Here is a 21160-nt window from a genome sequence, read left to right on the forward strand (position 1 = left end):
CCGGCCCCCTTTGCTTAGTTGCCGAAGCCGCGCGGGGCGGGATCGACCACGCTGATCGTGCCGGCGCCGACCTCGCTCACTTCCAGCGCGCGTTCGGCGATGCCGTTGCGGTTGAAGCGGAAGGCGCCGTCGATGCCAGCAAAGCCGCCCGGATCGCGCAGCCGTGCCGTCGGGAAGGGCGCGCCCGGCTTCCAGTCCTGGGCGATCCGCACCGTCAGCAGCACCGCGTCATAGCCCATCGAAGACAGGCGGAAGGGCGCGCTGCCGTAGCGGGTGCGATATTTGGTCGCGAGCTGGCGATAAAGGCCGTCCGACACGCTGGCATACCAGGCGCCGCGTAGCACGGGGCTGGCGGCCAGCGATTCTTCGGTATTCCAGATTTCGGTACCGAGCAGGCGGGCATTGGCGCCGCCATTCTTGCGCACGATCGGTGCGACCTGCAGCGCGACACGGCCGCTGTCGGCGATCAGCAGTGCGTCATAGCTGGACGAGGCTTGCAGCTTCTTGACCGCAGCGGTGATCGAGGCGGGGGTGCGATCGAAGGTCTGCATCGACACGACCGTGCCGCCGGCCTGTTCGACCGCGCGCAGCAGCGCATTGCCGGCACGCTCGCCATAGGTGCCGCGCGGCACCAGCGCGCCGAAATTGGACAGGCCCTTTTCACGGGCGAAGCCGATCACCCGCTCGATCGACTGGTTGGGGGTATAGCCCATCAGGAAGATGTTGCTGCCCGCGACGCTGGTGTCGTTGGAGAAGCTGATGACCGGGACATTGGCCTTGGCCGCAATCGGCCCGACGATGCGGGCGTCATCGGCCAGCAACGGACCCAGGATCAGGCGGTTGCCGTCGGCCAGCGCCCGGTTGGCGGCGGCCGCCGCGCCGGTGGCGGTGTCATAGGTGGTGATGCGGACCTTGTCGGTCTTGATGTCCATCAGCGCCAGGGTGGTGGCATTGGCGATCGACTGGCCGACCCCGGCATTGGGGCCGCTGGTCGGCACCAGCAGCGCGACGCGATGGCGCGCAGTGTCGGTCGGCAGGCCCTGGGTCACTTCCGGGCCGGTCGGCTTGGCGGGACCGGTGGGCTGGGCGGGGCCGGGGCCCTTGGGCACGATCGACTGACAGGCGGCAAGCATGATGGTGCTGGCAACGAACAGCAATCGCGCGCTGCGCTTCATCGCCGCGAACATGTTCGCTTGCCGGGGGGCATCCGTCTCTGTCATCTGGGATCCTTATGGAAACTATATTGGCATCCGGGCTTGAGCCCGGGCTTTACATCGTGGCGGGGCCGATCGGCAACCTTGGAGACCTTACGCCGCGCGCGGCCGAAGTCCTGCGGTTGGCCGACGTGGTCGCCGTGGAAGATACACGGGTCAGCGCAAGGCTGCTGCGCCATGCGGGATCGGATCGGCCGATGATTCCCTATCATGACCACAGCGCGGAAAATGTGCGGCAACGGCTGATCGAGCGGATGGCGAGCGAATCGGTGGCGCTGCTGTCGGACGCGGGGACGCCGCTGATTTCCGATCCGGGCTACAAGCTGGTGCGCGATGCGCGGGCGGCGGGGCGCAAGATCACGACCCTGCCGGGGCCGAGCGCGGCGATCGCGGCGCTCACCCTGTCGGGCCTGCCGACCGACCGGTTCCTGTTCATGGGCTTCCTGCCGAACAAGGCGAAGGCGCGCGGCGACGTGCTGGCCGAAGTGGTGGCGCTGCGCGCGACCCTCGTCTTCTACGAAAGCGGGCCGCGCCTGTCGGACAGTCTGGCGGCGATGGCGGCGGCGCTGGGCGATCGCGAGGCAGCGGTCAGCCGCGAGATCAGCAAGGCCTTCGAGGAGACGGCGACCGGCACGCTGAGCGAATTGTCTGCCCGCTATGCCGATGCGCCGCCCAAGGGCGAGATCGTCGTCATCGTCGGCCCGCCCGGCGAGGCGCCGCCGGCCAGCGCCGAGGATGCCGATGCGGCGCTGCGCGAGGCGCTGACCCGGCTGCCGGTGTCGAAGGCGGCGGGCGAGGTGGCCAAGAAGCTGGGGCTCGACCGGCGGACGCTCTATGATCGGGCGAACGAGCTGAAGGGAGAACGCGAGGCGTGAACCGCCAGCAGGCGGAGAAGCGCGGCCGGCAGGCCGAACGCATCGCCGCCTGGTGGCTGCGCCTCAAGGGCTGGCAGATTGTCGGCCAGCGCCTGCGCACGCCCGCGGGCGAGGTGGACCTGGTCGCGCGCAAGGGGGCGATGCTGGCCTTTGTCGAGGTGAAGAGCCGCGCGACCGACGCCGAACTGGACGTCGCGATCGACCAACGCCGACTGGCACGGGTGGCGGCGAGCGCGGAAATATTATGGCATCAGCTGGCAAGACCCGGAGACGACATGCGAATTGACGTCATCCTCCTTGCGCCCGGCCGCCCGCCACGCCATCTGGCCAATGTCTGGCATGGGGGGTGAAGGCTCTCCATTCCGTTCGGGCTGAGCGAAGTCGAAGCCCACGCCTGAGCGCCAGCGAAGGCAAGTCACCTCGCTAACGCTCGGCGGAGCCCTTCGACTTCGCTCAGGGCGAACGGTAAAAGGAATGAAGATGACCGAACTCAACCCCCTGACCGTCGCCATGCAGATGGACCCGATGGAAGGGATCAGGATCGCTGGCGATTCGACCTTCCACATCATGCTGGCGGCGCAGGCGCGGGGGCATAAGCTCTATCATTATCTGGCGCCTGACCTGACCTATCGCGACGGCCGGGTACTGGCCAAGGCGCGGCCGGTGAAGGTGCAGAAGGTCGAGGGCGATCATTATGCGCTGGGCGAGCCGGAGATGCTGGACCTGGGCCGCGACGTCGATGTCGTGTGGATGCGGCAGGATCCGCCCTTTGACCTGAGCTACATCACCGCCACCCATTTGCTGGAGCGGGTGCAGGAAGAGACTCTGGTGGTGAACGACCCTGCCAGTGTCCGCAATGCGCCCGAAAAGCTGTTCGTGCTCGACTATGCCCGCTTCATGCCGCCGACGATGATCACCCGCGACCTGGCCGAGGTGAAGAGCTTCCTGGCGGAGCATGGCGAGATCGTGGTGAAGCCGCTCTATGGCAATGGGGGCGTCGCGGTGTTCCATGTCGGCAGCAATGGCGCGAACCTGTCGTCGCTGGTGGAACTGTTCAAGGCTTCGTGGGTCGAACCCTTCATGGTCCAGGCCTTCATCCCCGGCGTCGCGCAGGGCGACAAGCGCATCGTGCTGGTCGATGGCGAGGTGGCGGGCGCGGTCAACCGCATTCCAGGCGCGGGCGAGATCCGGTCCAACCTGGCGGTCGGCGGATCGGCGGCCAAGACCGTGCTGACCGATCGCGAGCGGGAAATCTGCGAGGCGATGGGGCCGGAATTGAAGCGCCGCGGCCTGTTGTTCGTCGGCATCGACGTGATCGGCGGCGAATGGCTGACCGAGATCAACGTGACGTCGCCGACCGGCATCGTGTCGATCGACGCATTCGACGGCACCGACACCGGCGGCATGATCTGGGACGCGATCGACGCCCGCCTGGCGGCACGGGCGGCGGCTTAAGCCTTGGGCAGTTTGGGCTTGGTACAACGAAATCCGTTCGGGCTGAGCTTGTCGAAGCCCTCAACTGAGCGGAGCGAAGTGCCTCCCTTCGGTCGGCCGAGCCCCCTTCGGCGAAGCTCAGGACAGTCTTCGACAGGCTCAGGGCGAACGGAGGGGGGGCGTTCGGGCGCCAACGGATTTTGGTCATGACCGACTGGGTGCTGCGGCTGATCGATGCGGGGGGCTATTGGGGGATCTTCCTGCTGATGATCCTTGAAAATGTGTTTCCGCCGATCCCGTCCGAACTGATCATGGGGATTGGCGGCATCCGCGTCGGCCAGGGGCGGATGGCGATGGAATGGCTGCTGCTGGCGGGCACGCTGGGCACCACGATCGGCAATTATTTCTGGTATCTGGTCGGCCATATATTGGGCTTTGGCCGGTTGAAGCCGCTGGTCGACCGCTTCGGCCGCTGGGCGACGCTGGAATGGCGCGATGTCGAGGCGCTGGACCGGCTGTTCGGCAAATATGGCCAGATCGTCGTCTTCGTGTTCCGCTTCATGCCGGCCTTCCGCACGATGATCTCGCTGCCCGCCGGCCTGTTCCGCATGGGGCATGTGCGTTTCCTGATCTGGACTGCCGGCGGCGCTTTGGTGTGGAATCTGGTGCTGGCCTATGCCGGCTTCCTGCTCGGCCAGAATTTCCGCGACATCGACAAATATGTGGGACCGGTGGCGACCGCCTGCGTGGTCGGCGCGGTGCTGCTCTATCTGTGGCGGCTGGCGACCTGGCGGCCCAAGGGGTAAGGTGGTTCAGAAGGGCAGCTTGATGCCCACCATCACCCGCTGCGACGTTGTGCCGTTGCCCATGCCCTGGCTCTCGACATGGACATTGCCCTTCACCTTGCCGAACAGGGTGGTCTCGGCCCGGCCGAGCGGCGGCTCGTCGCTGGTGGCGACGACTTCGCGGTCGACCCGTTCGTCGCGGCGGCGGCCGGTGACGACGATGGCGTTGGGATTGGGCGCGGGCTGCACCTTCTGAAGGTCGAAATCGGGCGGGATGTCGGTGCCGCCAACGCTTTGCAGGGCCATCAACAGACGCAGCATCCTGGGGTTCCTCCGGTCGCGACGGGGATCTGCCAGCGAGGCTGACGCAGGATTACGGCGAATCCATGGCCGTTTCAGGCGCGGGGATGGGCGGCGCGATAGACGTCGAGCAGATGGGCGGCATCGACCTGCGTATAGACCTGGGTCGAGGTCAGGCTGGCATGGCCGAGCAGTTCCTGGAGGGAGCGCAGGTCCGCGCCGCGACCGAGCAGATGGGTCGCGAAACTGTGGCGCAGCGCATGGGGCGTGGTCCGGTCCGACAGGCCGAGGCGCCCGCGCGCGCCCTGCACCGACCGGCGAATGAGCGCGGCCGAAAGCGGACCGCCGCGCGCACCCCGGAACAGTGGCTGGTCGCGCTCCGGGGACCAGGGGCATTGGTCGGCATAAGCCTCGATCGCGGCACGGACTTGCGGCAGCAGCGGCACCAGCCGGGTCTTGCCGCGCTTGCCGGTGACGCGCAGCGTGTCGCCCAGCGGCATGATGTCGCCCATCAGCCCCATCGCCTCGCCAATGCGCAGGCCCGCGCCATAAAGCAGCAGCAGCACCGCCCAGTCGCGCGCACCGATCCACTCCTCGCGCGCGCCCTCGGCAATGTCGCCGGCGAGTGCCAGCGCCTCGTCAGGGGAGATGGGGCGGGGCAGGCCGCGCTTGACCCGTGGCCCCTTGAGCTGGGGCACGCGGGCCTCCGCGCCGCCGATAAATTTCAGGAAACCGCGCACCGCCGACAATTCGCGCGCGGCGGAGATATTGCCGATGCCGTCGACCCGGCGGCTGGCGAGATAGGCGCGCAGGTCCGCCTGCTCCAGCCGGGCAAGGCTGGCGGCGGTCACGGCCTGGCCCTGATGCTCGGCGAGGAAGGCCACCAGCCGCTCGGCCGTGGCGACATAGGCCCGCACCGTATGGGTGGAGCGCCGCCGGTCGAGGCTGAGATGCTGGCGCCAGCGTTCGGGGAGGGAGGGGGTCATGTTGGAAATGCCGCGCTTAACTTCGCATATTTCCCGCACATTTTGACAGTATGAAACAAGAGTTGGAAATCTTGTTTCGTGGAGCAGGGAATGCGGGGAGGGGCTGCGTTGCGCATGGCGGCAGCCTAGCAGAGGGGGGCGACGTAGGACAGGTGGCGCTCTCCTACCTGATCGTCACCCCGGCGAAGGCCGGGGTGACGATCATCTGCGGCCCTTGAAATCCGCCGGGAAATGGGCACATGGGAGCCATGGCTACCCCGTTCGATCCGGCCGATTTGCCGACCGGCATCCTGATGACGCTGTCGCCGCTGGTGGCGCGCGTGCTGGCGCCCAATCCGTCGCCCTTCACCTATACCGGCACCCAGACCTATCTGGTCGGCGGCGCGGATGTCGCGGTGATCGATCCGGGGCCGGACGAGGCCGAGCATCTCGACGCGCTGATCGCCGCGATCGGCGGGCGGCGCGTGGTGGCGATCCTCTGCACCCATACCCATCGCGACCATAGTCCGGCGGCGCGGCCGCTGAGCGCGCTGACCGGCGCACCGATCATCGGCTGTGCGCCGCTGACGCTGAGCGACGACGGGCCGCGCGCGGACGCGGCCTTTGACGCGGACTATCGGCCCGACCGGGTGCTGGGTGATGGCGAGGGGGTGGCCGGCACCGGCTGGACGCTGGAGGCGGTGGCGACGCCGGGCCATACGTCCAACCATCTCTGCTTTGCCTTGGCTGAAGACAAGGCGCTGTTCACCGGCGACCATGTGATGGGCTGGTCCACCAGCGTCATTTCCCCGCCCGATGGCGACATGACCGCCTATATGCGATCGATGCAGCGGCTGCTGGAGCGGGACGATATCGTCTATTATCCGGCCCATGGCGAGCCGGTGGAAAATCCGCAGCGGCTGGTGCGCGGCATGATGGGCCATCGCAAGCAGCGCGAGGGCCAGATCATGCGCTTCCTGGAGCGCAATGGCGACAGCGCCATCCCCGACATGGTGGCGGAAATGTACAAGGGCGTGGACCCGCGCCTCTATGGTGCGGCCGGGCGATCGGTGCTGGCGCACCTGATCGATCTCAATGGCCGGGGCATGGCCGCGCCGCTGGAGGATGGGCGATGGCAGATGCGCTGAAGCGCTATGCCGGGCCGGTCGCGATCGCGCTGCTGATCCTGCTCGTCGGCGGCGCGATGCTGGTCGGCTGGCAGCGCTATAATCGCGACTATGTGGTGAGCGTCGAGGATGACGGGACGGCGGTGACCAAGGTCATTGCCGAAAAGATCTCCGGCACCAGCAGCCTGAAGGTCTCCGAACTGAGCGGCACGATCCAGAGCAGCGCGCGCGATGTGCGCGGCTTTGGCTGGCTGAAGTCCGATCAGGTGGTGAAGATGCCCTTTTCGGTCGATTATTTCGTCAATGTCGGCGCGATCGGCGCGGATGACCTGGAATGGGATGCGGAGCGCCGCACCCTGATCGTCAACGCGCCCGATGTCACCGTCGGCAAGCCCAATGTGGACGAGAGCCAGCGCACTCTGGTGCGCACCGGCGGCCTGTTCGTGACGCGCGAGGCGGGCGAGGAACTGAGCCGGCGCACGTCCGCTTACGCGCAGGCACGGGCCGCCAAATCGGCCGGGTCGCCCGAGCGGATGGCGCAGGCGCGCGAATATGGCCGGGCCGCGCTGGTAAAGCTGATGGGCGCGCCGTTGGCGGCGGCCGGGCAGGGCGATGCGCGGGTGATCGTCACTTTTCCGGCGGAACGACCCAATCGCGATCGCTGGGACGTGACCACGCCGGTTAACGAGGTACTGGCAAACAAGCGCCCACAGCGCTAGGGCGCGTGCCAAGACCCCGCAAAGGGACCGAGGAGTCACAGGGTATGAACGCTTTCACCGATATTCCGCAGGGGACGGACCTGCGCGCGGAGATCGACCGCCTGCGCAAGGAGCGCAACGCCGTCATCCTGGGCCATTATTATCAGTCGCCCGAGATTCAGGATCTGTCCGATTTCGTCGGTGACAGCCTGGAATTGTCGCGCAAGGCGGCCGAGACCGATGCCGATGTCATCGCTTTCTGTGGCGTACGATTCATGGCCGAAACGGCGAAGATCCTGTCGCCGCAGAAGATCGTCGTGCTGCCCGACATGGATGCCGGCTGCAGTCTGGAAGACAGCTGCCCGCCCGCGCAGTTCAAGGCGTTCCGCGAGGCGCATCCCGATCATATTGCGCTCAGCTACATCAACTGTTCGGCCGAGGTGAAGGCGCTGTCCGACATCATCGTCACCAGCTCGTCGGCCGAGAAGATCCTGGCGCAGATCCCCAAGGATCAGAAGATCATCTTTGGCCCCGACAAGCATCTGGGCGGATATCTCAAGCGCAAGCTGGGCCGTGACATGCTGCTGTGGCCGGGCGTGTGCATCGTGCATGAGGCGTTCAGCGAGACCGAATTGCTGAAGCTCAAGGCCCAGCATCCGCAGGCGCCGGTCGCCGCGCACCCGGAATGCCCGCCCTATATCGTCGACCATGCCGATTATGTCGGGTCGACCAGCGGCATCCTGGACTTTGCCAAGACGATGCCGGGCGACACGCTGATCGTCGCCACCGAACCGCATATCATCCACCAGATGCAGAAGGCGGTGCCGGACAAGAATTTCATCGGCGCGCCGGGCGCGGACGGCAACTGCAACTGCAATATCTGCCCCTATATGGCGCTCAACACGATGGAGAAGCTCTATCTGTCGCTGCGCGACCTGAGCCCGCGCATCGAGATGGACGAGACGCTGCGCGTCGCCGCCAAGAAGAGCCTCGACCGGATGCTGGAGATGGCCAGCGGTACGGTCGGTCAGGGCGATCTGGGCGCACGCTGAGGATAGACGGGGGAGGTCGGTCACATGGTCAACCTCCCCGACAGCGACTTCGGCCTTTTCTATTATATCCTCGAATGGGCGATCCGCATCGGCGCGCTGATCGCCGTGCCCTTTCGCCGGACGCCGGCGGCGACGCGGGCCTGGCTGCTGCTGATCTTCTTCCTGCCGGTGCCGGGGCTGATCCTGTTCTGGATCATCGGCAGCCCGCGTTTCCCCGAATGGCGGCGCGCCCGGTTCGGCGAGCTTGATCCCTGGTTCGGCGGCATTGCCGCGCGGCTGCTGCCCCATGCGCCATCACCCGACCCTGATCGTGCGCCGATCGTCGACCTCGCCGCAAAGCTGGGCAAGATGCCGGCGACCGGCGGCAACCGGGTCGATCTGATCTTCGACTATATCGTGGCGATCGACCGGCTGGTGGCGGACATCAACGCCGCGCGGCACAGCGTGCGCATCCTCGTCTATATCTTTGCCGATGATGCGGTGGGGCGGCGGGTAGCCGATGCGCTGGGCGCGGCGGTCAAGCGCGGCGTCACCGTGCAGGTCATCTATGATCCGGTCGGGTCGCGGCCCTGGCGCAAGGGGATGGAGGCGATGCTGACGACGGCGGGGGTGGAGCTGTGCGCCGCCCTGCCGTTCCGCTGGATCCGCGGGCGAACAAGGCGCGACATGCGCAACCATCGCAAGCTGTTCGTGATCGACGGGGTGATCGGCCATGTCGGATCGCAGAATATCGTCGCGCGCGACTTCAAGCCCGGCATCGTCAACCAGGAACTGGTGGCGCGGGTGACCGGGCCGGTGGTGGCGGAGCTGGAGGCGCTGGTGCGCGCCGACTGGTATATGGAGACGCACCGCTTGCCCGATGGGCCGGTGGTCATTCCCGAGCCGGCCGGTGAGGCGGTGACGCAATTGCTGCCGAGCGGGTCCAATTATCCGCTGGAAGGGTTCAAGACCTTGCTGGTGTGGCAGCTGCATCAGGCGCGCAGCCATGTGATGCTGGTGACGCCCTATTTCATTCCCGACGATGACCTGGTCGATGCGATGCGCACGGCGGTGGTGCGCGGGGTGAAGGTCGACCTGATCGTGTCCAAGCCGGTGGACCAGTGGCTGGTCCATGCAGCGCAGGCCTCCTATTATGCCGAGCTGATGGCGGCGGGCATCGGCATCCACGCCCACCGGCCCGAATTCGTCCACGCCAAGACGGTCAGCATCGATGGTCGGCTGGCGGTGGTCGGCTCGTCCAATGTCGACATGCGCAGTTTCGAGCTGAACGAGGAGGCGAGCCTGCTCATCTATGACGCGGAAACAGTGGCGGCGGTAGAGCTGGTGCAGCGCCGTTTCATGGCGCGGGCGGAGACGCTGGACCGCGAAACATGGCGGGCGCGGCCGCTCTATCGCAAGGTTGCGGAAAATGTCGCGCGGATGGTGGGCTCGCTGTTGTAACGGCCCCGCATCATCGCCTATCGCATCGGGCCATGAGACATAAGCTGACGCTCCGTTCCGCCCTGATGGCGATCGCCATCGCTTCCGCTCCTGCCCTGATTGCCGCCGCGCCCGCCACGGGCGATGATCCTTATCTCTGGCTGGAGGATATCGAGGGCGCCAAGGCGATCGCGCAGGTCGAGCAGTGGAATGGCGAGACGGAAAAGCTGTTGCGCGCCAGTCCGCGGTTCGAGGCGGACCGGGCGCGGGCGCGGGCGATCCTGGACGATGAAAGCCAGATTGCGGTCCCCGACAAGGTGATGGGCGACCGGGTCACCAATTTGTGGCGCGACGCGAAGAACCCGCGCGGCCTGTGGCGGTCGAGCGACCTGGCATCCTATCTGGCGGGCAAGCCCAACTGGACGACGATCATCGACGTCGATGCGCTGGGCAAGGCCGATGGCAAGAGCTGGGTCTGGCATGGCGCCGATTGCCGGGCGCCCGATTATAGTCGCTGCCTGATCTCGCTGAGCGCGGGCGGCACCGATGCCGATGTCGTGCGCGAATATGACCTCGCCACCGGCAAGTTCGTCGAGGGCGGCTTTACCCTGCCCGAAGCCAAGAGCGACGTCGCCTGGGCCGACAAGGACACGCTGCTGGTCGGCACCGACTATGGCGCGGGATCGCTGACCGCGTCGGGCTATCCGCGCATCGTCAAGCGCTGGAAGCGGGGCACGCCGCTGTCGGCCGCAACGCTGGTCAAGGAAGGCGTCGACAGCGATATTTCGGTGCGCCCGCGCGTCGAGCAGGATGGCGACAAACGCTGGGTCTTCATCGACCGGGCGCTGACCTTCTACACCAACGACCTCTATATCGAGGGCGCGAACGGCCAACTGATCCGCACGCCGGTGCCCGACACGGCCGATTTCCGCGGCCTGATCGACGGGCAGATGATCGTGCTGCTGAACAAGCCGCTGGGCGACATTCCGACCGGATCGCTGGTGTCCTGGCCGATTGCCGATGTGGCGGCGGGCAAGGCGGGGGCGCCGCAGGTCGTGCTGAAGCCGACCGCGACCACCGTGGTCGAGGAAGTGCGCACCACCGACAATATCCTGTGGGTGAAGCAGCTCGACAATGTGTCGGGCGCGCTGCTGGCGATGACCCGCGATGCCGCCACCGGCCGCTGGGCCAGCCGTCCGGTGCCGCTGGCCGACAAGGCGACGGTCCATCTGGTCGGCACCGACGACAAGGGCGACCGGGTCTTCGCTTCGGTCGAGGGAATGCTGACCCCGCCGAGCCTGATGGTGGCGGGCGCGCAGGGAGCCGCGCAAACGATCCAGCAACTGCCCGCGCGCTTCGACGCCAGCCAGTTCGTCGTGGAGCAGCGCTTCGCCACGTCGAAGGACGGGACCAAGGTGCCCTATTTTCTGGCGCGCAAGAAGGGCGTGACGGGACCGGTGCCGGCATTCATCCATGCCTATGGCGGGTTCCGCGCGGCGCAGACGCCGACCTACCTCACCACCGAACCCTATCGCGCCGGGCCGCTGGGCCTGTTCTGGGTCGAGGATGGCAATGCCTATGTCCTCGCCAATATCCGGGGCGGCGGCGAATATGGCCCGGCCTGGCATCAGGACGCGCTGCGCGAGAAGCGCCAGAATGCGTTCGACGATCTGGCGGCGGTAGCCGAGGATCTGGTCAAGACCGGCGTGTCGACCAAGGGCGATATCGGCATTTCCGGCCGCTCCAATGGCGGCGTGCTGGTCGGCGCGGCGATGACCCAGCGGCCCGACCTCTATGGCGCGGTGATCGCGGGGTCGCCGCTGGAGGATATGAAGCGCTATTCGCATCTGTCGGCCGGCGCGTCCTGGGTGGCGGAATATGGCGATCCCGATGTGCCGTCCGACTGGGCGTTCATGTCCAAATGGTCGCCCTATCAGAATGTGAAGACCGGGGTGCAGTATCCGCCCGCCTTCTTCTACCTGTCGACCAAGGATGACCGGGTGCATCCGGGCCATGCGCGCAAGATGGCGGCGAAGCTGAAGGCGACCGGCAGTACGGTCTATTATCATGAATATCGCGAGGGCGGCCATTCGGTCGGCGCCGACCATGCCGAGGATGCGGTGCGCGCGGCGCTGCTGCACGCCTTCCTGACCCGCGAACTGGTGGAGAAGAAGAAGTGAGCGGCAATGCCCTATTATGAATGCTCGATCAGAGGAGCGCATTTCCCCGCCGAACTGATAGGCAAGAAAGGCATGTGCGGCTTTAACACCACGCGATGGTTGGAAGCTGATGATCCCGATGATGCCGAGATGAAAGTCGTCCAGATGCTGCGTGGAGAGCGAAGCTTTCAATGGCGTGGCAAGCCAGAGCGAATGGCTGACGCACGGGTTTTCGTAGAGACTATCCGTGAGATCAAGAAACTTCCCAAGTCCCAAGGTGGCGGCGCAACATGGCACACAGAATGAATAGCTTTACCCTGGAGGGGTTCGACCTCGACGCTTTTGTTGCCGCGACGCTGGCCGAGGATCTGGGGCCGGATGGCCGCGACGTCACCAGCGAGGCGGTGATCCCGGCCGATGCGATCTTCGACGGGGTGATGGACAGCCGCGACGCGGTGACGCTCGCCGGCCTGCCGATCGCGGTCGCCTTCTTCCGGGCGCTTGATCCCGATGTCGAGATCGAACTGCTGCACCAGGATGGCGACCGGGTGGCGGCGGGGACCGACATCATGCGCATCCGGGGCAAGGCCCGCGCGCTGCTGACGGCCGAACGATCGGCGCTCAACACGGTGCAGCATCTGACCGGTATCGCCACCATGACGCGCGCCTATGTCGACGCGATCCTGGGCACGGGCGCGACCTTGCTCGATACGCGCAAGACCATCCCCGGCCTGCGCCGGCTGGAGAAATATGCCACCCGCATGGGCGGCGCGACCAATCATCGCATGGGCCTGTGGGACGCGGCGATGATCAAGGACAATCATGTCGCGGTCGCCGGGTCGGTCGAGGAAGCGGCACGCCGGGCGGTTGCCGCCGGCATCGCCCAGATCATCGTCGAGGTCGACCGGGTCGACCAGATCGAGCCGGCGCTGGCCGCCGGTGCCACCCATTTGCTGCTCGACAATATGGATGCAGCCACGTTGCGCGGCGCCGTCACCCTGGTCGGCGGCCGGGTGCCGACCGAAGCTTCGGGCGGCGTCACGCTGGAGACGATCCGCGCCAAGGCGGAGACCGGCGTCACCTATATCAGCGTCGGCCGCCTCACCCAATCTGCCCCTGCCGCCGACATCGGACTGGATTTTTCCCATGCGTAAATATCTGCTGCCCCTGATCGCCCTGCTGCTGCCCGGCATCGCCCATGCCCAGGCCAATCAGTGCCGCCTGCCCGAGATCATCGCCCGCCCGCAGGTGGAGGGGCCGAGCGCCGACGAGCCCAAGCGGGTGCTGCCGATCGGCTATTACACGCTGGCGGTCAGCTGGAGCCCGCAATATTGCAAGACGTCGCGCGGCGGCGCCCGCGATTCCTTCCAGTGCGGGTCGGGCAATGATTTCGGTTTCACCCTGCATGGCCTGTGGCCCGACGGCTATGGCAAGGAATGGCCGCAATATTGCAAGCCGGCCGCACCGCTGCCGCGCAAGGTGATCCGCGAGCATCTCTGTTCGACGCCTTCTGTGCAGTTGATCCAGCATGAGTGGGTCAAGCATGGCACCTGCATGCCGACCACGCCGACCAAATTCTTCGCCCTGTCGCGCAAGCTGTATCAGGCGTTGCGCTATCCCGACATGGCGGCGCTGGCCGCGCGGCCGACCCTGTCGGCGCAGGATTTCGCCACCGCGTTCGCGGCGGAGAACAAGGGCATGGTCGCCGATGGCATCCGCCTGAACGTCAACCGCGACGGCGCGCTGAGCGAAGTGTGGATCTGCATGGACCGCAAATATCGCTACATGGCCTGTCCGCCGCAGCAAGGCGGCGTGCGCGACCGGGCGCAGCTGCGGATCGAGCCGAAGGGCTGAGACCCAGGCGCCCTTTCCCGCGTGGAAAGGGCAATGATCGCGGGTCAGGCGGAGAGGCAGCGCTCCATCGAGAGCGGGACACCCCTCCACCGGCTTTGCCGGTCCCCCTCCCCTGGCAGGGGAGGATCAACTATGGTGCATGTCAGCCGTCGATCGTCACCGTCGAGGGATGGTGGCGATCGAGATGCTTGCGGATGATGCGCAGATTCTTCGTGTTCGACTTGTAGAGAAAGTCGAAGATATCGCCGGCGAAAGGAATGGCGCCGACCAGCGTGTCGACGCCGACATTGGCGGCCATGCGGGTGAGCTGCCATTTCGACAGGCCGAGATTGCGGGCTTCCCACACGATCCAGGCACCCATGGCGGCGGTCGCGATGTCGCCCACGACGGGGACGAGACCGATCAGGCTGTCCATGCCGACCCGGTGCTTGGTACCGGGGATGACGAACAGCCCCTCCAGCACGGCCTCCATCATCTCGATCCGGCGCCGGATCGAGGCGGGGTCGCGGCCGAAGCCGGGCATGTCACGAACAAGGTCATCGAACTGCTTGGCCGAAACGGGCATTCCATCACTCTCCAAAGCCCTGTGCTGCCGGATAACGTCCGGCGCAGCAAAATGGGCGCAGACCCTTAATTGGTGCTGCGGAAGAGATGGTTCAATGGGTGGCGACCGCGCGGCGAAGGCAGGAAGCCGCTGAGCCGTTTCGACACCAGCGACCAGCGGATCGGCGCGCCGAGCGGGATATAGCCATCATGGCCCTGAATCAGGCCTACCGCCTGGGCGACGCGGGCGGCGCGTTCCTCCGCCGTGCTGGCGAGGCTGGCGGCCTGCAGCGCGGCTTCACCCTCCGGGCTGCAGTGAATCTTGCGGGCGCAGCCGATGCGGCCGAGATACCAGAGCGCGCTGTCATAGGCGGCGACCTCGTCGATCAGCGACAGGTCCGCCTTGTCGGCCAGGTCGACCCGCTCTGCGGCAAGGCCGATGGCGCCCAGATCGCGCGCCAACAGGCCGAACAACAGGGTCGAGCCGGGGCCGGCGGGCAGGGCGATGCGCAGCGGCGGCGGATCGCCATGGGTGGCGCGCCAGCGGTCGATGATGGCGCGGCCCTGCGCGCGGCGATCATCCATCGCCTGCCCGATCCAGGCGGGCGCGGGCGGCGTCACCGGCAGGTCGAGCTGGCCGGGCAGCAACTGCTCGCTGATCGCCCAGCCGCCCAGCGGAAACATCTGGAGCAGTTGGTTGCGATCGACCGCCATGTTGATCGCGGCGCGCACGCCGTCATCGTCGAGCAGATCGCCCTTGCCGGTGACGGCCAGGCCCAGCAGCCCCTGCACCGGGTCCACCCGCACGGCGTCGCGATCGATGCCGGCGGGCACCAGCAGGGGCAGGTCGGCATAGCGGCCGCCCAGCACCAGCGCCGACTGTTTCTCGCGGAAGCGGATGATGGCGAGCGACGCACGCTCGGCGCGCAGCACGCGGGTCTGCCAGGCGGGGACGCCGGCTTCCTCCTCATCGCTGTCGGCATCGTCGCCACTGAGGCGATCGACCGGGGCGAGCATCGCCGCGCCGTTGCGCCAGACGCTGCGATAGGGGCCGGTGCCGCCGTCGCGCGACAGTACCGCCATTTGCGGCTGGGCCAGCATCTGCAGCACATAGGGGCGGGCGGCGGCCATGCGAATCTCGATCACCTCGCCGGTCATCGGCACGACCGCCTGCACCGCGTCGAGCGGTCCGTCGGGGTCGAGCTGGCGCAGCATCTCGATCCGCGCCATCAGCATGCGGGCGACATCGGGTGCGGTGACGCGGGCGCCATTGGCCCAGAAGGCGCGGCGCAGGCGGAAAATATAGCTGCGCCCATCATCCTCCACCACCCAGCGCTGGGCGAGGGCCGGCAATATGTCGCCGCCGGCATCGAAGGCGACCAGCCCCTGGGCGGTGGCCTCCAGGATCAGCTTGGCTGCCGGATTGGGCAGGTTCTGCAAGGGCTTGGCGAGTTCGGTGCGGCTGCCGATGACGCTGACCACCACAGGGCCGCTGCCTTCGTCGGAGCAGCTGCCGAGCGCGAGGCCGAGGCTGGCCCCGGCGATCAGGGCAGCGCGGCGCGACAGGCGACGCAGGCGAGGCGAGACGGCGAACATGCAGGAACGGGCTTAGCCGGACGGGGCGCCGCCGCCAACCGCGATCGGCGCTTTTGCTAATGTCACAAAACCGACATCTGAAAGACGCGGCGATGTAACATAAAATTCATACTGGCGTCCCCGAAACAGGGGAATGGACAGGAATGACGCTCCGATTGCGACTGGCCGCCGGCACCGCGCTGGCGACGCTGATGATCTCCACGCCGGCACAGGCGCAGGATAATGCGGCCTTGCAGCGCCAGATCGACGAACTCAAGGCGCAGGTGCAGGCGCTGACCGCCGCACTGGCCGCCAACAAGGGCACGCAGCCGGTGGCGGCCGCGCCGGTGCCCGCGCCCGCAGCGGAATCCGCTGCGCCCCCCGTTGCACTCGCCGCTGCGCCCACCGCGCCGGCCGCCGTTCCGGTGTCGGCAGAGGCGCCCAAGTCCAAGGCCTGGTATGAGAAGCTGTCGCTGCGCGGCTATACCCAGATGCGTTACAATGGCTTCCTGTCGGGCGACGACACGGCGCCGACCGGCGAGTCCCGGCTCCGTTCGCCCCATGACAGTTCGATCTCGGATCGCGGCGGTTTTTCGCTGCGCCGGGCGCGGCTGGTGCTGCAGGGCGATGTGTCGGACCGGGTGTCGCTCTATCTCCAGTCCGATTTCGCGTCGGCGGTGAACAATCAGGCGGGCAGCGAGCGGCGCGAGGGCTTTGTCCAGCTGCGCGATGCCTATGCCGACGTCTTCCTCGACAAGGGCAAGAATTGGCGCCTGCGCTTTGGCCAGTCGAAAGTGCCGTTCGGCTGGGAGAATATGCAGTCCTCGTCCAACCGGCTGACGCTGGATCGCAGCGACGCGATCAACAGCGCGGTGCCCAGCGAGCGCGATCTGGGCATTGTCGGCTATTATACGCCGACATCGGTGCAGCAGATCTGGGATCGGCTGGGGCATGACGGGCAGAAGCTGTTCGGCAATTATGGCGCGTTCGGCCTGGGCGTCTTCAACGGCCAGGGCACCAACCGGACCGAGCAGAATCGCGGGCTGATGAAGGTCGCCTTCGCGACCTGGCCGTTCGAACTGGACGGGCTGGGCGATGCCTTTGAAGGCCAGGTGCTGGAAATCGGCGGATCGGCGATGATGAACGATGTGCAGCCCGAACTGCGCAGCGGCGGCGTCAGCGCGATCGCCTATGACGATGATCGCGTCGGCCTGCACGCCATTCTCTATCCCCAGCCCTTCGGCATCCAGGCCGAATGGAATTGGGGCAAGGGGCCGGAATATGACCGCGACCTCCAGTCGATCACGACCAAGAATCTGAGCGGTGGCTATGTCCAGATGATGTATCGCCTGCCGACCGAGACGATCGGCGCGTTGATGCCCTATGGCCGCTGGCAGCATTATCGCGGCGGATGGAAGGCCGGCACCAACGCGCCGCGGCTGGAAACCGACGAGTTCGAACTGGGGATCGAATGGCAGCCGTGGAAGGCGCTGGAATTCACCTTTGCCTATGCCCGGATGAAGCGCGCCGAAGCCGACGAACGACGCACCGGCCGGGCGGAAGGCAATCTGATCCGCACCCAGGTGCAGTGGAACTACTGACCGGTCAATCTGCCCTCAGGGCGTGACCGGCGGTAGCGGATCCTTCTGCGCTGCGGCCTTGCCGTCGGGGTTGAAGAGCATGATCCGGTCCTGGGTCGCGTCATAGCGCGGCCAGGCGGCAAGGCCGGTGCCGTTCGGATCGCCGCTGCGTGCGAAATTGACGATATAGGCGCTGATGGTGCGACCCATATCATTGTCGCGTGGCGTGGTCGCTGCGCCATATTTGATCGCCTGGGTGTCGAAGAAATAGGGGATGTCGGTGGCATGGCCCGCGCCGGGTTTGCCCACCGAGGTCGCGACATAGTCGAAGCGATAGGCATAGACCGGCAGCTTGGCCGCCGCGAGCGTGGCAGCGACGGTGCGGGCACCGCCGACCATGAAGCCGGTCGGCCCGCCAATATCGGCGCTGGTCGCGCCGACCATCACCGGCACATGGGCGAAATTGCCGGCCGCATAGGCTGCGGCGGGATTGACCGCGATCCTGCCGTCGGGGAAGGGCGGGCTGTAGGGGCCGAGCTGGCCCTTGAACATGCCTTCCAGGTTGAGGCCGTCGATCACCTGATCGGCGGGGAGGGCGCGCAGCCCCTTGAGCGCGGCGGCGTCGCTGCCCTTGATCCCCTTGGTCGCGGCGAAGGCTTCGCCGATCGTCGCGGCGCTGCCGTCCTTGGGGCCCATCATCTGGCCGTCGCCACCCGACATGATGACCGCGCGCTGGAACAGGCCCTGCGACAAAGGCGAGGTCAGCAGGGCATGGACCGACATGCCGCCTGCGCTTTCGCCGATGATGGTGATGTTGGCGGGATCGCCGCCGAAGCGGGCGATGTTGCGCTTCACCCATTGCAGCGCCGCGACCTGGTCCATCAGGCCGTAATTGCCGTTGAGGCCCTTGTCCTCGTTCGCGGCGGCAAGGGCGGGGTGGGCGAAAGTGCCGAAGCGGCCGAGCCGATAGTTGAAGCTGACCACCATCAGCCCCTGCTTCGCGAGCGCCGCGCCCGAATAGGTGGGCGGCGACGATCCGCCATTCACGAAGCCGCCGCCATAGATCCAGAACAGGACCGGCAGCTTGGCGGTGGTGCCGGCGGGCTTCCAGACATTGGCGTAGAGGCAATCCTCGGCCGGCGGGGTGCCGAGCGGGGCGGCGTCGCTGGGGAAGGGAAGCTGCATGCAGTCGTTGCGATAGGTGGTGGTTTCGCGCACGCCCTGCCAGCGGGCCACGGGCTGGGGCATGCGCCAGCGCAGGTCGCCGACCGGCGGCGCAGCGAAGGGAATGCCCTTCCAGCTTTCCACTCCGGCGTCGAGCGCGCCATGGACGATTCCCGCCTCGGTCTGGACCATCTGCGGCTGGGGCGTGGGCGAACGGGCGGCGAGGGGCGCCGTGCCAAGGGCGCTGGTGCCGAGCAACAGGGCGCCCAGCCCGATGATAGTGGTCCGCCGCATCGCCTGCATTCTCCATTCCATTCTGTGGGCAGGAATAGAGGCAAATATGGCGGCGAAATCAATCCGCTTGATCGGGCAAAGAAAAAGGGGCGGCGCCCGAAGGCACCACCCCAAATTTCTCCGGTTGCAACCGGAAAGCCGGGCCTTGCCGAAGCAAGGCCGCAACAGCTTACTTCAGCTCGACGGTCGCGCCGGCTTCTTCCAGCTGCTTCTTCAGCTTTTCAGCTTCGTCCTTGCTGGCGCCTTCCTTGACAGCCTTCGGGGCGCCTTCGACCAGAGCCTTGGCTTCGGTCAGGCCCAGGCCGGTGATGGCGCGGACTTCCTTGATGACGTTGATCTTCTTGCCACCGTCGCCGGTCAGGATCACGTCGAATTCGGTCTGCTCTTCAGCAGCCGGAGCGGCGCCGCCAGCAGCCGGAGCGGCCACAGCGACAGCAGCGGCGGCCGAGACGCCCCACTTTTCTTCCAGAGCCTTCGACAGCTCAGCGGCTTCGAGGACGGTGAGGGCCGAGAGCTGATCGACCAGAGCGTTGATGTCTGCCATTTTTCAATTCCTTCTAAGGGGCGATCGCCCCGAACAAATGAGGTTCAAAAGTTAATGAGGATGAGGGGCGGCTCAGGCCGCTTCCTTCTCCGCATAGGCGTTGAAGACGCGCGCAAGCTGCGCAGCCGGTGCCTGGGTGACGGTTGCGAGCTTGGTAGCCGGGGCGACCAGAAGGCCGACCAGCTTCGCACGCAGTTCATCCAGCGACGGCATCGATGCCAGGGCCTTGACGCCCTCCGCATCGAGCAGCACTTCGCCCATCGCGCCGCCAACGATCTCAAGCTTGTCGTTGGTCTTCGCGAAATCGACTGCAACCTTGGCGGCTGCAACCGGATCGACCGACGAGGCGAGGCCGACGGGGCCGGTCAGCAGGTCGCTGATGCCGGTATAGTCGGTGCCTTCGAGGGCGATCTTGACGAGGCGGTTCTTCGTAACCTTGTAGGACGCACCGGCGTCGCGCATCTTCTGGCGCAGGACGGTCGACTGAGCGACGGTCATGCCGAGGTTGCGGGTCACGACGACCACGCCAACTTCTGCCAGCTGAGCGTTCAGCGCGGAGACGATCTCAGATTTCTGATTACGATCCATGCCATTCTCCACTTCATGTCCGCGTCGCTTGCGCCACGCGAACGGCTAAAACCCATGGCAAGCCATGGGGCAGTTAAGTCCGAAGGGGAGAGGTCGACTGGCCCATATCCTCGAAAAGGAAATCAGGCAGACCCGAATCGGGCGAATGGCCCGTCCGGTAAAGAACTTTTCCCCGTCTAGGCTGGAGATTAAGAAGGGCAAATTCCCTTCACCAACTGTCTCGGACGGAAGACCAATGGCGTGAGCCACGGGTCTGCTGGGGCGCCCTTACAGATTTTGGGCATGGAACGCAACGGATAAACGCTGGCAGGGCGGCGGGTGCGGCCGACGATGGCTTGATAAGCGTTGGTGTGTCACATATATGTTGTCGGCATGGAAGTGCTGCAAACGCCGGTCTTTGCAGAATGGTTTGCCGCGCTTCGCGATCGCCGGGCGCGGTCGAAGATTGCCGGGCGGATTGCGCGCTTCGAACTGGGATTGCTGGGCGATGTGAAGTCGGTGGGCGATGGCGTGCTGGAGGCGCGTGTCGATTTCGGTCCGGGCTATCGCCTTTATTTCGTGCGGCGCGGGGATCGGCTTATCGTCCTGCTGGTTGGTGGCGACAAGTCGAGCCAGCCGCGGGACATTGCCAGAGCAAAGGATATGGCGGCCCGGATCGATTGAGCTGTCCCTCATCGACCCGGCCAAGGAGGTTGATATGACGATCGAATTGACCCGCTTTGATGCGGCTGAGGCGCTGACGCAAGCGGAGGATCAGGCGGAACTGCTCGCCGATGCGTTCGCCACCGGTGACGTGCATGTCATTACCCAGGCCATCGGGATCGTGGCACGGGCGCATGGCATGACCGAGCTGGCGAAGGAGACCGGCATGAAGCGGCAGCAACTTTATCGGATGCTCGGCCCCGAAGGGAATCCGACGCTGGGCAGCATGTTGAAGCTGCTGCCGGCGCTGGGCCTGCGGATGCGGATCGAGGCGGCTGCCTGATTGAT

The 21160-nt window shown here is 66.3% G+C and carries 23 protein-coding genes; 15 read left to right on the forward strand and 8 right to left on the reverse strand.

Annotated elements, in window-relative coordinates:
* Positions 1–14: 14 nt before the first annotated feature.
* Positions 15–1175 (reverse strand): penicillin-binding protein activator, encoded by a 1161-nt coding sequence (locus tag E5554_RS08020; protein ID WP_201038966.1) that lies wholly within the window; start codon positions 1173–1175, stop codon positions 15–17.
* A gap of 56 nt (positions 1176–1231) precedes the next feature.
* Between E5554_RS08020 and rsmI the strand changes: the two genes are divergently transcribed.
* From rsmI to E5554_RS08040, 4 genes are all read left to right on the forward strand, one after another.
* Positions 1232–2089, forward strand: a complete 858-nt coding sequence (rsmI, locus tag E5554_RS08025; protein WP_136186479.1) for a 16S rRNA (cytidine(1402)-2'-O)-methyltransferase — start codon at positions 1232–1234, stop codon at positions 2087–2089.
* On the forward strand, positions 2086–2439 hold the full coding sequence (locus E5554_RS08030; protein ID WP_004210447.1) for a YraN family protein: 354 nt from the start codon (positions 2086–2088) through the stop codon (positions 2437–2439). Before rsmI ends, E5554_RS08030 begins: the two co-directional genes overlap by 4 nt.
* A gap of 130 nt (positions 2440–2569) precedes the next feature.
* Positions 2570–3544, forward strand: a complete 975-nt coding sequence (gene gshB / locus E5554_RS08035) for a glutathione synthase (RefSeq protein WP_004210448.1) — start codon at positions 2570–2572, stop codon at positions 3542–3544.
* A gap of 185 nt (positions 3545–3729) precedes the next feature.
* Positions 3730–4329, forward strand: coding sequence for a DedA family protein (locus E5554_RS08040; protein WP_004210450.1), 600 nt, complete (start codon positions 3730–3732; stop codon positions 4327–4329).
* 6 nt (positions 4330–4335) lie between these two features.
* Here E5554_RS08040 and E5554_RS08045 read toward each other — a convergent pair whose 3' ends face one another.
* Entirely contained in the window at positions 4336–4629 is a 294-nt protein-coding gene (locus E5554_RS08045; protein WP_037516196.1) for a hypothetical protein, read from the reverse strand.
* A 74-nt stretch (positions 4630–4703) separates the two neighbouring features.
* Positions 4704–5594, reverse strand: a complete 891-nt coding sequence (locus E5554_RS08050) for a tyrosine recombinase XerC (RefSeq protein ID WP_136186480.1) — start codon at positions 5592–5594, stop codon at positions 4704–4706.
* Positions 5595–5842: 248 nt separating this feature from the next.
* Here E5554_RS08050 and E5554_RS08055 point away from each other — a divergent pair, with 248 nt between their 5' ends.
* From E5554_RS08055 to E5554_RS08090, 8 genes are read left to right on the forward strand one after another with little or no spacing between them, the layout of a single operon-like run.
* On the forward strand, positions 5843–6721 hold the full coding sequence (locus E5554_RS08055; protein ID WP_125986138.1) for an MBL fold metallo-hydrolase: 879 nt from the start codon (positions 5843–5845) through the stop codon (positions 6719–6721).
* Positions 6706–7419: a DUF4230 domain-containing protein gene (locus tag E5554_RS08060; protein WP_136186481.1), complete on the forward strand. Its 714-nt coding sequence runs from the start codon at positions 6706–6708 to the stop codon at positions 7417–7419. Before E5554_RS08055 ends, E5554_RS08060 begins: the two co-directional genes overlap by 16 nt.
* A gap of 44 nt (positions 7420–7463) precedes the next feature.
* Positions 7464–8450, forward strand: a complete 987-nt coding sequence (gene nadA / locus E5554_RS08065) for a quinolinate synthase NadA (protein WP_136186482.1) — start codon at positions 7464–7466, stop codon at positions 8448–8450.
* 24 nt (positions 8451–8474) lie between these two features.
* The gene (gene cls, locus E5554_RS08070) at positions 8475–9890 is read left to right on the forward strand and encodes a cardiolipin synthase (protein WP_136186483.1); all 1416 of its coding nucleotides are present in this window, start codon (positions 8475–8477) and stop codon (positions 9888–9890) included.
* Positions 9891–9922: 32 nt separating this feature from the next.
* The gene (locus E5554_RS08075; protein ID WP_136186484.1) at positions 9923–12049 is read left to right on the forward strand and encodes a prolyl oligopeptidase family serine peptidase; all 2127 of its coding nucleotides are present in this window, start codon (positions 9923–9925) and stop codon (positions 12047–12049) included.
* A 6-nt stretch (positions 12050–12055) separates the two neighbouring features.
* On the forward strand, positions 12056–12334 hold the full coding sequence (locus tag E5554_RS08080) for a hypothetical protein (RefSeq protein ID WP_136186485.1): 279 nt from the start codon (positions 12056–12058) through the stop codon (positions 12332–12334).
* The gene (gene nadC / locus E5554_RS08085) at positions 12319–13182 is read left to right on the forward strand and encodes a carboxylating nicotinate-nucleotide diphosphorylase (RefSeq protein WP_136186486.1); all 864 of its coding nucleotides are present in this window, start codon (positions 12319–12321) and stop codon (positions 13180–13182) included. The genes E5554_RS08080 and nadC overlap by 16 nt, the downstream gene beginning before the upstream one ends.
* Complete coding sequence (locus tag E5554_RS08090; RefSeq protein ID WP_136186487.1) at positions 13175–13882, forward strand: ribonuclease T; 708 nt, start codon at positions 13175–13177, stop codon at positions 13880–13882. The genes nadC and E5554_RS08090 overlap by 8 nt, the downstream gene beginning before the upstream one ends.
* Positions 13883–14024: 142 nt before the next feature.
* Here E5554_RS08090 and E5554_RS08095 read toward each other — a convergent pair whose 3' ends face one another.
* Positions 14025–14447: a DUF4112 domain-containing protein gene (locus E5554_RS08095; RefSeq protein WP_136186488.1), complete on the reverse strand. Its 423-nt coding sequence runs from the start codon at positions 14445–14447 to the stop codon at positions 14025–14027.
* Positions 14448–14512: 65 nt separating this feature from the next.
* A complete protein-coding gene (locus E5554_RS08100) occupies positions 14513–16021 on the reverse strand; it encodes an ABC transporter substrate-binding protein (protein WP_136186489.1) in 1509 nt (502 codons plus the stop codon).
* Between the two features lie 143 nt (positions 16022–16164).
* On the opposite strand from E5554_RS08100, the gene E5554_RS08105 reads away from it, so the two are divergent.
* Positions 16165–17601 (forward strand): porin, encoded by a 1437-nt coding sequence (locus E5554_RS08105; RefSeq protein WP_136186490.1) that lies wholly within the window; start codon positions 16165–16167, stop codon positions 17599–17601.
* A 15-nt stretch (positions 17602–17616) separates the two neighbouring features.
* On the opposite strand, the gene E5554_RS08110 is transcribed toward E5554_RS08105, so the two are convergent.
* From E5554_RS08110 to rplJ, 3 genes are all read right to left on the reverse strand, one after another.
* Positions 17617–19038: a carboxylesterase family protein gene (locus E5554_RS08110; RefSeq protein WP_136186491.1), complete on the reverse strand. Its 1422-nt coding sequence runs from the start codon at positions 19036–19038 to the stop codon at positions 17617–17619.
* A 169-nt stretch (positions 19039–19207) separates the two neighbouring features.
* A complete protein-coding gene (gene rplL, locus E5554_RS08115) occupies positions 19208–19582 on the reverse strand; it encodes a 50S ribosomal protein L7/L12 (RefSeq protein ID WP_004210471.1) in 375 nt (124 codons plus the stop codon).
* Between the two features lie 72 nt (positions 19583–19654).
* A complete protein-coding gene (rplJ, locus tag E5554_RS08120; protein ID WP_004210472.1) occupies positions 19655–20170 on the reverse strand; it encodes a 50S ribosomal protein L10 in 516 nt (171 codons plus the stop codon).
* A gap of 372 nt (positions 20171–20542) precedes the next feature.
* Between rplJ and E5554_RS08125 the strand changes: the two genes are divergently transcribed.
* Together E5554_RS08125 and E5554_RS08130 are read left to right on the forward strand one after the other, a co-directional pair.
* Positions 20543–20833 (forward strand): type II toxin-antitoxin system RelE/ParE family toxin, encoded by a 291-nt coding sequence (locus E5554_RS08125; protein WP_010336738.1) that lies wholly within the window; start codon positions 20543–20545, stop codon positions 20831–20833.
* A gap of 34 nt (positions 20834–20867) precedes the next feature.
* Entirely contained in the window at positions 20868–21155 is a 288-nt protein-coding gene (locus tag E5554_RS08130; protein ID WP_010336739.1) for an addiction module antidote protein, read from the forward strand.
* Positions 21156–21160: the final 5 nt, after the last annotated feature.

Origin of the sequence: Sphingobium sp. PAMC28499, assembly GCF_004795815.1 — a bacterium.
In the GTDB taxonomy this organism is placed as follows: domain Bacteria; phylum Pseudomonadota; class Alphaproteobacteria; order Sphingomonadales; family Sphingomonadaceae; genus Sphingobium; species Sphingobium yanoikuyae.